The 15,380-nt window shown below is 45.7% G+C and carries 12 protein-coding genes and 1 other RNA gene; 11 read left to right on the plus strand and 2 right to left on the minus strand.

Translation table 11 applies throughout. The annotated features are described in order from the left end of the window. Nucleotides 1-40 precede the first annotated feature (40 nt). Nucleotides 41-1,399 (minus strand): pyridoxal-phosphate dependent enzyme, encoded by a 1,359-nt coding sequence (locus AC1DCV_RS28645; protein WP_477026396.1) that lies wholly within the window; start codon nt 1,397-1,399, stop codon nt 41-43. A 282-nt stretch (nt 1,400-1,681) separates the two neighbouring features. Between AC1DCV_RS28645 and bioD the strand changes: the two genes are divergently transcribed. The 10 genes from bioD (at nt 1,682) to AC1DCV_RS28695 (ending at nt 12,637) form a co-directional block, all read left to right on the plus strand. Next, a complete protein-coding gene (gene bioD, locus AC1DCV_RS28650; RefSeq protein WP_477026397.1) occupies nt 1,682-2,326 on the plus strand; it encodes a dethiobiotin synthase in 645 nt (214 codons plus the stop codon). After that, complete coding sequence (locus AC1DCV_RS28655; protein ID WP_477026398.1) at nt 2,323-2,898, plus strand: 5-formyltetrahydrofolate cyclo-ligase; 576 nt, start codon at nt 2,323-2,325, stop codon at nt 2,896-2,898. Before bioD ends, AC1DCV_RS28655 begins: the two co-directional genes overlap by 4 nt. A 6-nt stretch (nt 2,899-2,904) precedes the next feature. Next, nucleotides 2,905-3,975 (plus strand): tetraacyldisaccharide 4'-kinase, encoded by a 1,071-nt coding sequence (gene lpxK / locus AC1DCV_RS28660; RefSeq protein ID WP_477026399.1) that lies wholly within the window; start codon nt 2,905-2,907, stop codon nt 3,973-3,975. Nucleotides 3,976-3,990: 15 nt separating this feature from the next. Continuing rightward, the gene (gene rnr, locus AC1DCV_RS28665; RefSeq protein ID WP_477026400.1) at nt 3,991-7,167 is read left to right on the plus strand and encodes a ribonuclease R; all 3,177 of its coding nucleotides are present in this window, start codon (nt 3,991-3,993) and stop codon (nt 7,165-7,167) included. Between the two features lie 24 nt (nt 7,168-7,191). Continuing rightward, nucleotides 7,192-8,163 (plus strand): polyprenyl synthetase family protein, encoded by a 972-nt coding sequence (locus tag AC1DCV_RS28670; RefSeq protein ID WP_477026469.1) that lies wholly within the window; start codon nt 7,192-7,194, stop codon nt 8,161-8,163. A gap of 185 nt (nt 8,164-8,348) precedes the next feature. Continuing rightward, nucleotides 8,349-9,980, plus strand: coding sequence for an amino acid permease (locus AC1DCV_RS28675; protein WP_477026401.1), 1,632 nt, complete (start codon nt 8,349-8,351; stop codon nt 9,978-9,980). A gap of 163 nt (nt 9,981-10,143) precedes the next feature. Further along, nucleotides 10,144-10,608: a DoxX family protein gene (locus AC1DCV_RS28680; protein ID WP_441577001.1), complete on the plus strand. Its 465-nt coding sequence runs from the start codon at nt 10,144-10,146 to the stop codon at nt 10,606-10,608. A gap of 101 nt (nt 10,609-10,709) precedes the next feature. After that, nucleotides 10,710-11,759 carry a Smr/MutS family protein gene (locus tag AC1DCV_RS28685; protein ID WP_477026402.1) on the plus strand — a complete coding sequence of 350 codons (1,050 nt, stop codon included), beginning with the start codon at nt 10,710-10,712 and terminating at the stop codon, nt 11,757-11,759. Nucleotides 11,760-11,784: 25 nt separating this feature from the next. Next, nucleotides 11,785-12,161, plus strand: an RNA gene (rnpB, locus tag AC1DCV_RS28690) — RNase P RNA component class A. A 65-nt stretch (nt 12,162-12,226) separates the two neighbouring features. Further along, a complete protein-coding gene (locus AC1DCV_RS28695) occupies nt 12,227-12,637 on the plus strand; it encodes a DUF4870 domain-containing protein (protein WP_477026403.1) in 411 nt (136 codons plus the stop codon). A gap of 113 nt (nt 12,638-12,750) precedes the next feature. Here the strand turns inward: AC1DCV_RS28695 and AC1DCV_RS28700 are convergent, their stop codons facing one another. Continuing rightward, nucleotides 12,751-14,448 (minus strand): S8 family peptidase, encoded by a 1,698-nt coding sequence (locus AC1DCV_RS28700; RefSeq protein ID WP_477026404.1) that lies wholly within the window; start codon nt 14,446-14,448, stop codon nt 12,751-12,753. A 358-nt stretch (nt 14,449-14,806) separates the two neighbouring features. Between AC1DCV_RS28700 and AC1DCV_RS28705 the strand changes: the two genes are divergently transcribed. Then, a complete protein-coding gene (locus tag AC1DCV_RS28705) occupies nt 14,807-15,340 on the plus strand; it encodes a histidine phosphatase family protein (RefSeq protein WP_477026405.1) in 534 nt (177 codons plus the stop codon). Nucleotides 15,341-15,380 lie beyond the last annotated feature (40 nt).

Genomic DNA, 15,380 nt, shown 5'->3' on the forward strand with positions numbered 1-15,380 from the left:
CGCATGGGCCACATCTCTATAAAAAAATAACAATCGGCTGCTATCTGCCTAATGCCTGGATAATATCATACTTGGTGACAATGTGGTGGTTGCCACTATCATCTTTCGTCAGCACGGCGCCATTTTCCCGGTTAATATAAACGGAGAGCTTTTCTATAGGCGTATCCTGGCTTACCAGCGGAAAGGACAACTGCATCACTTGCCTGATCAGTGCATCTTTCAGGTTGGCATCATCAATCAGTCGATTGAATAAACCGTTTTCAGAAATGGCGCCAATAATTTCTCCGCCCTGCTCAACCGGGATATGTTCTATGTCATATTTTTTCATGCGGGCAATGGCTTCACTCACTTTGTCATCGGCGTTAATGGTGACCAGTGGCTGGTTACGGCGGCCATTCACTACGTCTTTTACTGTTTTAACATCCAGGAATCCGCGTTCCATCATCCACTGATCATTGTATATTTTTCCTACATAACGGCTGCCATGATCATGAAAGATGACCACCACCAGGTCTGTTGGCTTCAATGTTTCTTTCAGCTGTATAAGCCCTGCTATAGCAGATCCGGCAGAGTAACCAACAAAAATGCCTTCTTCTTTGGTGATGCGGCGGGCCATCACGGCGGCATCTTTATCCGTTACTTTTTCGAACTTATCGATCACCTTCATGTCGTAGTTCTCCGGCACAAAATCTTCCCCGATACCTTCCGTGATATAAGGATATACTTCGCTCATATCCAGTTCACCGGTTTCGAAATATTTTTTCAGCAGGGAACCATAGCTGTCAATGGCCCATACTTTTATGTCCGGATTTTTTTCTTTCAGGTATTTTCCGGTGCCTGTAACGGTGCCACCAGTGCCGGTGGCCACTACAAGGTGAGTAATTTTACCTTCCGTTTGTTCCCATATTTCCGGACCGGTTTGTTCGTAGTGAGCTTCCCGGTTAGCCAGGTTATCGTATTGATTTACGTAAAAGGAATTGGGTACTTCCGTGGCCAGTCTTTTCGATACAGAATAGTAGGAGCGGGGATCTTCCGGTTCCACATTGGTAGGACATACAATTACTTCTGCACCTACCGCTTTCAGGATATCTACTTTTTCCTTGGATTGTTTATCGGTGGTGGTAAATATACATTTGTATCCGCGGATAATCGCTGCCAGCGCCAGGCCCATACCGGTGTTGCCGGAAGTACCTTCAATGAGGGTACCGCCTGGTTTCAGCAATCCTTTCTGTTCTGCTACATCCACCATTTTTATGGCCATGCGGTCTTTAATAGAGTTGCCCGGGTTAAAAAATTCTACCTTGGCGAGGACGGTACATGGGAGAGAAGCGGTTACGCGGTGCAACTTTACCATCGGGGTGTTTCCTATCGTTTCGAGTATGTTATCACAATATTTCATAAAAAATGAGGTTGTATGGTTACGAAAATAAGGAATTGCATTGATACGCGGGGAGCCGGGGGGATTGCTTTCGGTGATTGTCTTTTATCCTGATTAAACTGATTAACTGATTTGTATGATTTTTTTAAGGTCTTTTTAGAAAAGTACTTACTTCATTTTAAAAGCTCTTTCAAAAGGATAATATTATTAGAACAATCAAAATCCTCAAAATCAGTTTAATCAGGGGAAAAGACAATCGCCGGAGGCGATCCCCCTCCACACTTTCTTATTATCTTTGCCCCGATGAGTGAACGAATTTTTATCACCGGCATAGGTACCGGTGTAGGCAAAACCCTCACATCTGCCTGTATTACCGAAGCGTTAACGGCAGATTACTGGAAACCTGTACAAACAGGTTTGATGGAAGGTACAGATACGGATACGGTGCTATCATTATTATCCAACCCGGTGTCAGTTTGTCATCCGGAAGCCTGGCGTCTGCAGGCACCTGCCTCCCCGCACCTGGCAGCGCGGCTGGAAAATACGACGATAGATACAACGAAGATTCTCGCGCTGGCAGACGAATACCAGCCGATAGGGCGTCCTTTGCTGATGGAAGGTGCAGGAGGCGTGATGGTACCTGTCAATGAGTCGGTTTTTACCCTGGACCTCATCGTGGCCCTGAAGGCCCGTGTGGTGATAGTGGCCCAAAACTACCTGGGGAGTATTAACCACGCATTATTGACTGCACGCATACTGCAACATACAGGCGTTCCCGTTATTGGTTGGGTTTTTAGCGGAGATCACCATAGTAATGAAGAGGATATTGTAGGATGGAGTGGCTATCCCAAAATTGGCCGTATCCCGCTGGCAGAACATGTAGATAAGGCATTTGTACAACAACAGGCACAGTTGTTGACATCCTCGCTGCATACTTTAATGGCATGACCACGAAAAAGGATATACGAAAACATTTCCTGGAGCAACGGCTCAACCTGGACGATGATACTTCCCTGGCATTGAATGAACGCCTGCTGGCAAATTGCCGGCAGCTGGATTACAGTCGTAGCCGGATGGCACATATTTTTCTTCCCATCTCCGAAAAAAAAGAAGTAGATACCTGGCCCCTGGTAAAATGGCTGCGGGAACAGCAGCCGCAAATGGCATGGGTGCTTTCCCGGTCGGATATGAAAACGGGCGAAATGACCCACCATCTCTGGAAAACCAATACTATACTGGTAAAAAATAAGTTCGGCATTCCGGAACCGGATCAGGGCGAAGTGGTACAGCCGGCCGATATAGACCTGGTATTTGTACCTTTACTGGCGTTCGACCGGCAGGGCCAAAGGGTAGGCTATGGCAAAGGAATGTATGATCGTTTCCTGCAACAATGTGGCCCCGGAGTGCGTACCATCGGCCTTTCGCTGTTTGAACCCATTCAGAAGATCGAAGACGCCGATGCCCGGGATATACCGTTACAAACGGTAGTGACCCCGGATCATATTTATCAATTTAAATAAACAACAGTGCTCAGATACCTCAGTTTTATTTTATATCCCTTTTCCCTGCTGTATGGCCTTGTGATGTGGCTACGAAACCGTTTTTATGATAAGGGACTGCTGACAGCAGTAGAATTCGACCTGCCGGTTATTGCTGTGGGTAACCTTTCTGTAGGTGGCACCGGTAAAACGCCGCATGTAGAATACCTGATCCGTTTACTGAAAGATTATTTCAAAACGGCCACCCTCAGCCGGGGGTATAACCGCCGTACYAGCGGCTACCTGTTGGCCGATGAAAAAAGCACCGCTGCCGATATCGGGGACGAACCCATGCAGTTTCATGATAAATTTCCGGATGTAAAGGTATGTGTAGGGGAGGAAAGGATGTTAGCTATTCCACAACTGCTGGGGGATGAACCGGATACCCAGGTGGTACTGCTGGATGATGCGTTCCAGCACCGCTCCATCAAGCCGGGCATGAATATTATGATCACGGACTACAGCCGCCTGTTTACCCGCGATCATGTGGTGCCCTTCGGCCGTTTAAGGGAAGGACGTGCCGGTTATCACCGGGCCGACTGTATTATCGTATCGAAGTGTCCGCCGGCCATGAGCGCGGCTGAGAAGGTGGCCCTGGAAAAAGAAATTAAACCATTGCCACATCAGCGGCTCTTTTTCACTACCTTGCAATACGGCGCCCTGTCCGATATGATTACCCATCAACCGGTGGAAATCCCCAAATCAGCAACCGTATTGCTGGCGTGCGGTATAGCAAGGCCCGAACCATTGCTCGAAGAATTGAAACGACGTTACGAACAGGTATACCTCTTGTCTTTTCCCGATCATTACTATTATACTGAAAAGGATATTGAAAAAATCAAAAAAGAATGCAGCGAGTTACCCGGCACCGAAAAGATTGTCATTACCACCGAAAAGGATGCGGTAAGATTACATCTGCTCAAAGGAGTGCTGGCAGAACAAAACCTGCAGATTACTGTTATGCCAGTGGAGATTTCATTTCTCTTTGGCGAAGCAGCATTATTTAATAACTTTATTTTTGACTACGTAGGCCGGCATCTGCCAGTCCCAGGTCAATAATAACTTACGACTAACATGAGTAGAAAAAAGAAAAATAAAAAAGGCAGTAACAACAACTCCACCCCGAACACCAATAACAACAATAGTAGCCAGAAGAAAACCTTTAAAGGCATATTGGAAGTGACCAGGTCAGGAATGGCCTTTGTGATTGTAGACGGCCTGACAAAGGACATCATGGTGAAGCAGAAAAATCTGCATACTGCCCTTGATAAAGATGAAGTGCTGGTAGACGTGCTAAAAGCAGCGCGCAACGAAGGCCGGATGGAAGGTATCATAACGGACATCCTTAAACGAAATAAAACGGAATTTACAGGTACCCTGCAGGTAAGCAAAAGTTTTGCTTTCCTCATTCCCGAAAAGGGATTGTTTATGCCGGATATCTACATTCCAGCCAACTCCCTCGGAGGTGCTAAAAGCGGCGATAAAGCCGTGGTGAAAATAGTGGCCTGGGGAGAAAAATCACGTAAACCGGTAGGAGAGATCGTAGAAATTCTCGATGCCAGCGACACGAATGATCTGGCCATGAAAGAAATCCTAATCGAAGCAGGATTCCCGCTCAGCTTCCCCAAAGAAGTACTGGAAGAACTGAACACCATCCAGGAAAATATCTCCGGGGAAGAAGTCGCCAAACGTAAAGATATCCGCAAAATCCTGACCATGACCATCGATCCGGTGGATGCCAAAGATTTTGATGATGCTATTTCTATACGCCTGCTGAAAAACGGACAGTATGAAATCGGTGTTCATATCGCCGATGTGAGTCATTATGTATTGCCCGGCACAGAACTGGATAAGGAAGCGGATAAACGCGCTACCTCTGTGTATCTTCCGGATCGTGTACTGCCAATGCTGCCGGAGAAAATTTCCAATGAACTGTGCTCTCTGCGTCCGCATGAAGATAAGCTGACTTTCTCCGCCATGTTCCAGATGAATGAGAAAGGAGAAATCAGACAACACTGGATTGGCCGCACGATTATTCACTCTGATCACCGCTTCACCTATGAAGAGGTGCAGGAGATCATTGAAAGCAAGGACGGTCCCTTCAAAAATGAAGTGCTGCTGCTGAATAAAATAGCGCAAACCATGCGTGCACAACGTTTTGCTCATGGTGCTATTAACTTCTCTTCACAGGAAGTACGCTTTAAACTGGACGAAACCGGCAAGCCTATTGGCATTGTGGTGAAGGAAAGTAAAGAAGCACACCAACTGATTGAAGAATTTATGCTGCTGGCCAATAAAACCATTGCGGCATATGTAGGTAAATTAAGAATCAATAAACAACCGATACCTTTCCCGTATCGGGTACATGATACGCCGGACCCGGAGAAACTGAAAGTGTTTGCCCTCTTTGCCGGTAAATTCGGATATAAATTTGACCTCAGCACCCCTGAAAGCATCGCCACTTCCTTCAACAACCTGTTGTTGAATGTGAAAGGCAAGCCGGAACAACCGGTGCTGGAAACATTGGGTATCCGTACCATGGCCAAAGCTATTTATACGGTGAATAATGTGGGCCACTATGGTCTTGGTTTCGAAGACTATTGCCATTTTACTTCTCCCATCCGCCGCTACCCCGATGTACTGGTACACCGTGTACTGGCAGAATGCCTGGCCAACAGTGTAAGGCCGGATAAGCAGATGGAACAGAAATGTAAGCACAGCTCTGAAATGGAACGCAAAGCTATGGAAGCTGAAAGAGCCGGTAACAAATACAAGCAGGTAGAATATATGCAGCAGTTTATTGGTAACACCTTTGAAGGGGTTATCAGTGGTGTGGCACATTTTGGTTTCTGGGTAGAAACCATGGATACCAAGTGCGAAGGCCTGATCAGCATCCATAACCTGAATAAAAGAGAAGAATTCCAATATAACGAAGGAGAATATGCATTGGTAGGTCAGAGCACAGGTCGCAAATTTCGTATAGGCGAAAAAGTGAGTATCCGTGTAGTAGCTGCTAACCTGGCTAAGCGTCAACTGGATTACGATCTGGAAGATGAGCTGACAGGTACCGGCACCGCCAGGACTGAATTCCAGCCTAAACGTCACGATGACCGTAAAGATCACCGCAGGGATGATCGCCGTGACGACCGCAAAAAGAAGAAAGAGAAACACCGTGGAGAATATGCCGGGAATAAACCATGGCAGCAGGGAGATAACGGCAGGTCACATGTGCAACAGGCACCCAGACTTGAACCGGAGCCCGTACCAGTGGTAGACCAGGTAATAGCGGAAACGCATGTGGTACCGGTAACACCGGTTCCTCCTGCTCCCGTATTACCGGCAGCAACGCCACCAGCGAAAAAGAAATGGAGAGAAAAAGCACCGGTTACTGAAAAAGCGGCCGATGCTCCAAAAGAGGTAACAGCAGCACCGGTAGAAAAGAACGTGACACCTGAAAAAGAAAAGGTAGCCGCTAAACCAGCACCGGAAGTGAAAGCTCCGGTGAAAGCAGTTGAAAAACCAGCACCTGCAAAGGTTACAGCCGTGAAAGCGTTGGTTAGTGCAGTGCAGGCTAAAACAACTGAAAAGTCAGCACCGGCGAAGGCTCCGGCTGTTAAAACACCAGCAAAGGCAGCTGCTAAACCTGCACCAGCTAAGAAGGCAGCCGCAAAACCAGCTAAGAAAGCAGCCGCTAAACCTGCACCAGCTAAGAAGGCCGCCGCAAAACCAGCTAAGAAAGCAGCCGCTAAACCTGCACCAGCTAAGAAGGCCGCCGCAAAACCAGTTAAGAAAGCAGCCGCTAAGCCGGCACCAGCTAAGAAGGCCGCCGCAAAACCAGTTAAGAAAGCAGCCGCTAAACCGGCGCCAGCTAAGAAGGCCGCCGCAAAACCAGTTAAGAAAGTAGCTGCAAAACCGGCACCAGCTAAAAAGGCAGCTGCTAAACCAGTAAAGAAAGTAGCTGCAAAACCGGCACCAGCTAAGAAGGCCKCCGCAAAACCAGTTAAGAAGGTAGCTGCAAAACCGGCACCAGCTAAGAAGGCCGCCGCAAAACCAGTTAAAAAAGTAGCTGCAAAACCGGCACCAGCTAAAAAGGCAGCTGCTAAACCAGTAAAGAAAGTAGCTGCAAAACCAGCACCAGCTAAGAAGGCCGCCGCTAAACCGGTACCAGCTAAAAAGGCAACCGCTAAGTCAGCTCCTGCAAAGAAAGCAGTGGTGAAACCGGCAGCTAAAAACAAGTCAAAGAAAAAGTAAATAATAAAATACGAGCCACCAGTGATGCATTCATTTCAGGAGTTAACAGCGCAGTTTAGTCAACATTTTGAGAAACAACATTTTCCGGAACAGCCCAGTAAGTTATATAATGCCGCCTCCCATATCCTGGATATCGGTGGTAAAAGAATACGACCGGTATTGTGCCTGATGGGAAACGAGTTATTTGATACCCTGCATCCGGATGTCATGGAAGTGGGCAGTGCAGTAGAGCTTTTTCATAATTTTACATTATTACATGATGATATCATGGATAAAGCCCCGCTCCGCCGCGGTAAGGCAACCGTACATACGGTATATGGCGAACCGGCTGCTATCCTTGCGGGGGATGTGATGCTCATCAATGTATATGAACACCTGAATAAAGTAGATGCACACTATAAACAAAAAATCATCGCTGTTTTTAATAAAGCGGCGATTGAAGTTTGTGAAGGGCAGCAACTGGATATGGACTTCGAAGGAATGGAAGCGGAAGAAGTAAAGTATGATGACTACGTTCATATGATTGGCCTGAAAACATCTGTGTTGCTGGCTGCCAGCTTACAGCTGGGCGCTATCATCGGCGGTGCCGGTGACGGAAATCAACAGCATCTTTACTCGTTTGGTAAAAATATTGGTATTGCCTTCCAGATCCAGGACGATTACCTGGATGCATTTGGAGATCCGGAGAAATTCGGGAAACAACAGGGGGGCGATATCCTGGTGAATAAAAAGACTTTCCTGCTGCTTAAGGCGCTGGAATTGTGTAATCCAACAGAGCGTGCAGAATTAAAAATGCTCCTGGAAACGTCTCCGGCCGATAAAGTAGAACGGGTACTGTCGTTATTCCGCAGTTGTAAGGTAGATGAGTGGGCAGAAAAGGAAAAAGAACGTTTCCAACAGCTTGCTTTTCAAAGCCTGGACAGCATTGCGGTGCTGTCTAACCGCAAAACGGCGTTGATGGAATTGGCTAACTACCTCTTAAACCGTCAGCAATAAGGTTTGTATTTAAAATCGCATTATATTCGCGCTTGTCTTATTCAGGATGAAGTGATATGATATGCTGATTGCACTGATTTTTTCTGAGAGATTTAATCAGCGCAATCAGCATTCTTATTTTTAGCAGGGTAAGATGGTATATTTAGTAAATTAAAAAACAACTGTAACACGTAATTCCTTCGCCAATGTCAAATTCGCTGTTTCGAAAAAAATCGCTTGCCACAATTATAAAAGATGCCAAGGACGGATTGGCAGACGGTCATGGAACAGGAGGATTACATAAGGTACTAAAGGTGAAAGACCTTACCGCAATGGGGATTGCCGCCGTTATTGGCGCCGGTATTTTTTCCACTATCGGGGAGGCATCTTTTCATGGTGGGCCGGGGGTATCATTGCTATTTGTTATCACTGCTGTTACCTGCGGCTTCTCTGCCCTTTGCTACGCAGAATTTGCTTCCCGCGTGCCGGTATCGGGCAGCGCCTATACATACTCTTATGTTACTTTCGGAGAGCTCGCCGCCTGGGTAATCGGCTGGGCGCTTATCCTGGAATATGCCATCGGGAATATTGCCGTGGCCATTTCCTGGAGCGGGTATTTCAATAACCTGTTAGGGGGACTGGGTTTAAGCCTGCCTTCCTGGCTGGCCAGCAACTACGATAGCGCAACTCCTGCTATTATAGCTGCCGCGCCGCATATCGCCGGCATCCCAATCATTCTCAATCTTCCCGCGTTTATCATTGTGGTGTTGGTGACTTACCTGGCCTATGTAGGTATCCAGGAAAGTAAACGCAGCGCCAATTTTATGGTGGCGCTCAAAATACTGGTGATCCTGTTTGTGATTGTAGTGGGCTTTTTCTATGTAAATAAGGCGAATTGGAACCCTTTTATGCCTAATGGCTTCTCTGGTGTGCTGAAGGGGGTATCTGCCGTATTTTTCGCTTATATTGGCTTTGACGCTATCAGTACAACCGCCGAAGAATGTGAGAACCCGCAGAGAGATCTGCCCAAGGGGATGATCTATTCCCTGATCATCTGTACAGTATTATATATCCTGATTTCATTTGTACTCACGGGTATGGTTCCTTTTTACAAATTAAAGGTAGATGATCCCCTGGCTTTTGTTTTTGACCAGGTACATTTACCATGGATCAGCTACCTTATTTCCATCAGTGCGGTGGTGGCTACTACCAGCGTATTGCTGGTGTTCCAGATTGGTCAGCCACGGATATGGATGAGCATGAGCCGGGATGGGCTGTTGCCAAAGCGTTTCAGCAAAATTCACCCGCGTTTCCAGACACCTTCCTATGCTACCATCATTACCGGTATTTTAGTAGGTGTGCCGGCATTGTTCCTGAACCTGACCATTGTAACGGATCTTACCAGTATAGGTACCTTGTTTGCCTTTATCCTTGTTTGTGGCGGGGTGTTGATATTGCCAAGAGAAGAAAAGGCCACTGTAAAACGTTTTCAGCTACCCTATATCAACGGACAGATTATTGTTCCCGCCCTGGTAATAGGCCTGGTGGCGTTGTTCCATAAGGAAATCCTCATTAAGTTTTCTATAGAAGGTGGCTGGGAAGTATGGAAACACAACATTCCTTTCTACATATTTGTGGTGGTAACGGTGTTGATCACCTTTTTCTCTGCTACCCGTAAACTCTCCCTGATACCGGTGTTGGGGATGTTGAGCTGTTTTTACCTGATGACGGAAATAGCCCTGAAGAACTGGATCGTTTTTTCTATCTGGCTCGCATTAGGACTCACCATTTATTTCGCTTACAGCTATACCCACAGTAAACTGAGTAAAAAAGCATAAAGCTTAAAGTATAAAGCAAAAAGCCATCGGAGCGGATGATTTCAGCGGTTATACGCTAATTATCCGCTCCGATGGCTTTTTGGCTTTGCACCTTATGCTTTCTGCTTTACAGTATATATTTCGTAACTTCATAGTAGCTCTTTGATCCTAAAATTTATATTTTATGAACATGCTACAACAGGTTGAACACTGGGGTGACAGACATAGCCCCAATTGGCTGAGTGCCGTACGTATACTGCTGGGAATATTTCTGATGGCCGTAGGTGTTTTGTTTGTCATGAACAGAGACGCGCTGGTGGCCACGATTAGTCAGAAACCAGCCCTGGCAGCCATATCCGTAATGTTAGGGCATTATATCGTATTTGCCCATATTGTTGGTGGTTTATTCATTGCGATGGGCCTGCTCACCAGATTTTGCGCTATCGCGAATATTCCGGTATTACTGGGAGCCGTTTTCCTGGTGCATTCTCCTTCCGGTTTATTTAATGTGTACCCACCTATGGCATTAACAGTGCTGGTACTCTGTCTGCTGATTTTATTTGTTGTTGAGGGCAGTGGCCGTATCTCCGTAGACAGGTACATGCACAATCACCCGGAAAAAGTACGCAGCCGCAAGTACGCTGAGTAAGGGTTATTGTGGTGATATTCATATGCAATACACCGTCTGATAAATCTCTTCCACACATATCCCTTCAAAATTCTATTTTTGTATTTCAGAAGAATGCAATTATGAAATACCAAATAGGCGACAGCATCTTGCTGTTGAGTTCAAAAGAAGAAGGAACGGTTGTAGACGTTGTGAATGATAATATGGTGATGATAGAGGTACGCGGGACATCTTTCCCTGTATATCTCGACCAGATTGACTTCCCATATTTCCATCGTTTCACCCAGCAGAAGCTGGTGAAAGATAAGCCCAGACTAATCCCCGGGGACGAGATTAAAGTAGACAGAAGTAAGTACGAAGTATTTAAAACAGACAAAGGAATGTTCCTGTCTGTTTTGCCGGTATACCAGATGGATGGCCTGGATGAAACAGTGAAACTGATGAAGTTCCACCTGTTTAACGACACGCCACATGCCATGCGTTTTTATTTTCAGATCTGGCTGAACAACCAGCTGGATCTGGAAATAAAGAATGAGATTCAGCCGTATAATAATTTCTACCTGGCTGATCTGATATTCGAATCGCTGAATGATAACCCGCGGTTTGAATTTTCTTTTTTCCTGAAAGAGCCACAACCCAAGCTGGCCACCTCCATACAAAAGACCTGGAAAATAAAGCCCAAACAAATGTTTGTGCAGTTGGAGCAGTTGCGTATTAAAGAAGAGGCTACAATTACGTATCCTTTATTTGATAAATTTCCTGAAAAAGAGCCGGAGCCTCCTGCACCAGTGGAATCCGCTAAAAAGAAGGCGCCTGTTACTACACTGGGATCCGGAAATTTTGCCAGTCTCTTAAGTAAAATCCAATTACAACCGGAAACATCGCTGACGCCCAAAACGGAAGTGGACCTGCACATTGAAGCACTGGAGAAAAATTGGAAAGGGTTGAGCAACATTGCTATTCTGGCTATACAACTCAATGCCTTCCAGCGTTACATGGAACTGGCCATCAGTCATCACCAGCATAACCTCATTGTTATTCATGGTGTAGGCAAAGGAAAACTCCGGGATGAAATTCACCAGGTACTTAAACAAACACCGGAAGTAGCCAGTTTTGTAAACCAGTATCATGCAAAATATGGCTATGGTGCTACAGAAATAACATTTAGGTAATATTTTTCTTTACCTTCGCGCCTCAACTACAAACCGTGCTATCGTTTCACTGACTTGTTCAGTGGGAAGGAAAGTCCGGACAGCGCAGAGCAACGCACCACCTAACGGGTGGGGCCTGGTGCAAACCGGGAACAGCAAGTGCCACAGAAAATAACCGTCTGCTTCGGCAGATAAGGGTGAAAATGTGGGGTAAGAGCCCACGGTGCAGGCAGGTAACTGTTTGTGCGGGTAAACCTTGCGTGCTGAAATGCCATGTATACGGTCGCCTGAGGGCTGCTCGCCCGATGACCGAGGGTAGGCAGATACAGACAACGTGCGAACGTTGTCGCAGATAAATGATAGCAGTCTGTCCCGGCTTTGCCGGGGCAGAAACAGAATCCGGCTTACAGGTTTGTAGTTTTTTTTCTTCCCCTTTTTAGATATGCTAAAATAAGCACTAACTTCCCATTAATATTAATCTCTATTTTATGAACCAGAAAGATGAACATACCTGGGGGACCCTGGTACACCTGGGCGGCATTATAGGTATGGCCGTAATCCCTACTGTAGGTAACATTATCGGAGTACTTGTACTTTGGCTGATCAAACGTAGCGAATCCGCGTTTGTAGATGATCAGGGCAAGGAAGCCATTAATTTCCAGATCACCCTCAGCATAGCTGCGGTGGCAGTGAACCTGGTCAACAATATTTCTAATGGATTCTGGTCATTGACCAACTTCTGGCACTATACACGCGGGGAAGCTTTCTTCACCTGGGGCTGGACGGAGCTGTTAGGTGTGATATGGCTGATCAATATTATTTTCAGCATCATTGCGGCCGTGAAAGCGAATAAGGGAGAGTCTTATAAATATCCGCTGAGCCTGCGTCTTGTTAAATAAAGCAGAAAGTATACAGCTTACAGCAAAAAGCTATTGTGTAGTAGAATAAAGCGTATGTCATTCGCCTATTTCTCATACACAATAGCTTTTTGCTTTAAGCCTTCGGCCTGCTATTAATTCTTCTTAATTGGTTTCACTTTTGCTTTGCGCTGCTTTTTACCCTTCACATTTTCTCCTTTAATAGTTGCAGCCAGCTTCAACGCTTCATAACTGTTTATTACACCACCGGTTACTGACAGGTCAGAGAAATTTATTTTTTCATCCGCACTACCTGGTTTATTAACGAGGGTAGTTCCGTCCGGTAAAGGAGTGGCACTTTTTTCCAACACATATTTCAGTTGCCTGGCGCTGAGCTCAGGATAGTAGGAGAGTACCAATGCCGCTACACCTGCCACTACCGGACTGGCCATACTGGTGCCGCTGGCACTGCCGTATTTGTTGCCACCTGGAACGGTAGAGTATATTTGTACACCTGGAGCAAACAGGTCTACGCTCTTTTTGCCGTAGTTAGAGAAACTGGCTACTTTATCATTGCCGGTACCAGTGCTGCTGGCGCCTACTGTAATGAAGTTAGTAGCGGTAGTACCATCCAGGAAATCAGGGTTGGGGAAGTTCAGTACAGAATCATTGTTGCTGCCATCGTTGCCTGCGGCATGCACCAGCAGCACGCCTTTCTCTTCTGCATACTTAACAGCAGCATCTACCCATTCTTTATGGGGCGAAAAGGGTTTACCAAAGCTCATATTGATGATCTGTGCACCATTGTCCACCGCATAACGGATAGCCAGGGCTACATCTTTATCTCTTTCATCGCCATCCGGAACGGCTTTCACAGCCATGATGCGTACGTTGTCGGCTACACCGTCCATACCTACGCCATTGTTCCTGGAGGCTGCAATAATGCCTGATACGTGTGTGCCATGGAAGCCAAAGGCGCCCATTACGTCATTGTTGCCGTATTTATTATCGTTGATATCTTCGAGGTTATCGCCCACAATTTTTTCCCTGTTCGCATTCGGCATGACTTCTGTGCTTTCTGCCTTGCGTTTCAGTTCATTCATGTATTCATCGAACTCCATTTTAAACTCACTGAAAGTGGCTGGCTCATCACCGGCACTTTTGAGTAAACGGGTCATGAAATTACGTGCCAGCAATACGTCCTGGTTGGTAGTTTGAATACTATCCAGTTGTGCCACATTGAAATCTTCCTTACTGAGATAAGTCTTCAGGATCGATTCACATTTATTTACATTTTCCTGCAGTTTAGCCATGCTTTTGTATTGCATCTTAAACTGGGAATTAGGTTTTTCTACTTTCGATTGCAATTGTTGCCATGTAGCATACTCTTTGGAGTCTTTTGCAAGGGTAGAATCAGGGTTGCCATACTTGGTTTTATAGCGATAATATTCGCGGGCAGCTTCTTCTGAATCCTCTTTTAAACTGCCGCCATCTTTACCGCCAAGGAAGTTCCATCCATGGATATCATCTACATAGCCGTTATGGTCATCATCCTTGCCGTTGCCGGGAATTTCGCGGGGATTGGTCCACAGTATACCTTTCAGGTCTTCATGTGTGGTATCAATACCAGAGTCGATCACCGCCACAATCACGGGGGTGCTTTTCTTCCCTTTTAACAATTCCTTATAGGCTTTTTCTGTAGACGTGCCAAATACGCTGTCGGTATCATAACTCAGCAGATGCCAATTTTTGGGGACCTGGGTTTTACTTTGCGCGCTGGTATTTGTTGTAAAAGCAGTCATTAATGCAACACACCCTGCCAGGACTGCGACCTCTCGACTAAACAATTTCATGTTCAATAATTTTCCCGATATATAAAACAACTAAAAATATCTTGATGATAACAATAAAGGTAGAGAAAAAGCGGTATAACATTAAATATTAATGATAAGCGCGCTATATGTTGGTTGATTGGGAGATTGAAGGACAATAAGGGAGATAATTACTTGATCTCCAGCCTAATGGAATTGAACTGATCTTATCTTGATTCCGTTGCCCGCCCAGTCCGATTGCCACCTGTCACAATCTGTTTTGCGGATCATTTTACCTGTTTTAGTTTTACATCATTCCCTCAAGCATCTATACTCTCATCTACCGTTGTTCTAAGCGAGATTTTACAGATTCGTTGTCATTTATTTAAATTTACCAATCATGCTGAAGACTCTTTTCATGGCCACTTTGCTGGTCACCGGTACACAGGTATTTGCTACAGAACCTGAAGTAACCACTATCATTTTCGTGAATGCTGCTGAAATGGAATCATCTCCATCTTCAGATCCCGGCCTGAGTGCCTCTGGTACAGAACAGGCATCTCAACTCGCCACCTCGCTGGCAGGAATAGACATCAGTGCCATCTACACTACTTTTATTAACCGTGCGGTACAAACCGTTACCCCACTGGCGAAGGCCCATCAGCAACAGCTGGATTACTTCCGGTTAAATGGTGATCCGGAGCTTACTTCCAAGATAGTAAAAGACATGATAAAGAAGAATAGCGGCAAAACCATTGTTATTTGCAGTGATCCGGAAAATATTACTGCGATGATACGGCAGGTAGGGGTAAAGGGTAGAGATGTTAAAACCCTTTATGATAAAGGATCTGGACAGGTTTTGGTGGTAAAGCGCAGTGGTAATAATACGGCAGTAGCACAAAAGTTGAATATGAATATTCAAAAAAAAGTCTAATATTTATATCCGGAAGAGTATTTAATGGCTTCCCGCTATT

The sequence above is a fragment of the Chitinophaga sp. 10T418 genome (assembly GCF_056394125.1).

Coding starts and splice junctions, on each gene's coding strand:
- AC1DCV_RS28645 (WP_477026396.1), bottom strand. CDS start 1,399: ATGAAATATTGTGATAACATACTCGAAACGATAGGAAACACCCCGATG.
- bioD (WP_477026397.1), top strand. CDS start 1,682: ATGAGTGAACGAATTTTTATCACCGGCATAGGTACCGGTGTAGGCAAA.
- AC1DCV_RS28655 (WP_477026398.1), top strand. CDS start 2,323: ATGACCACGAAAAAGGATATACGAAAACATTTCCTGGAGCAACGGCTC.
- AC1DCV_RS28670 (WP_477026469.1), top strand. CDS start 7,192: ATGCATTCATTTCAGGAGTTAACAGCGCAGTTTAGTCAACATTTTGAG.
- AC1DCV_RS28675 (WP_477026401.1), top strand. CDS start 8,349: ATGTCAAATTCGCTGTTTCGAAAAAAATCGCTTGCCACAATTATAAAA.
- AC1DCV_RS28680 (WP_441577001.1), top strand. CDS start 10,144: ATGAACATGCTACAACAGGTTGAACACTGGGGTGACAGACATAGCCCC.
- AC1DCV_RS28685 (WP_477026402.1), top strand. CDS start 10,710: ATGAAATACCAAATAGGCGACAGCATCTTGCTGTTGAGTTCAAAAGAA.
- AC1DCV_RS28695 (WP_477026403.1), top strand. CDS start 12,227: ATGAACCAGAAAGATGAACATACCTGGGGGACCCTGGTACACCTGGGC.
- AC1DCV_RS28700 (WP_477026404.1), bottom strand. CDS start 14,448: ATGAAATTGTTTAGTCGAGAGGTCGCAGTCCTGGCAGGGTGTGTTGCA.
- AC1DCV_RS28705 (WP_477026405.1), top strand. CDS start 14,807: ATGCTGAAGACTCTTTTCATGGCCACTTTGCTGGTCACCGGTACACAG.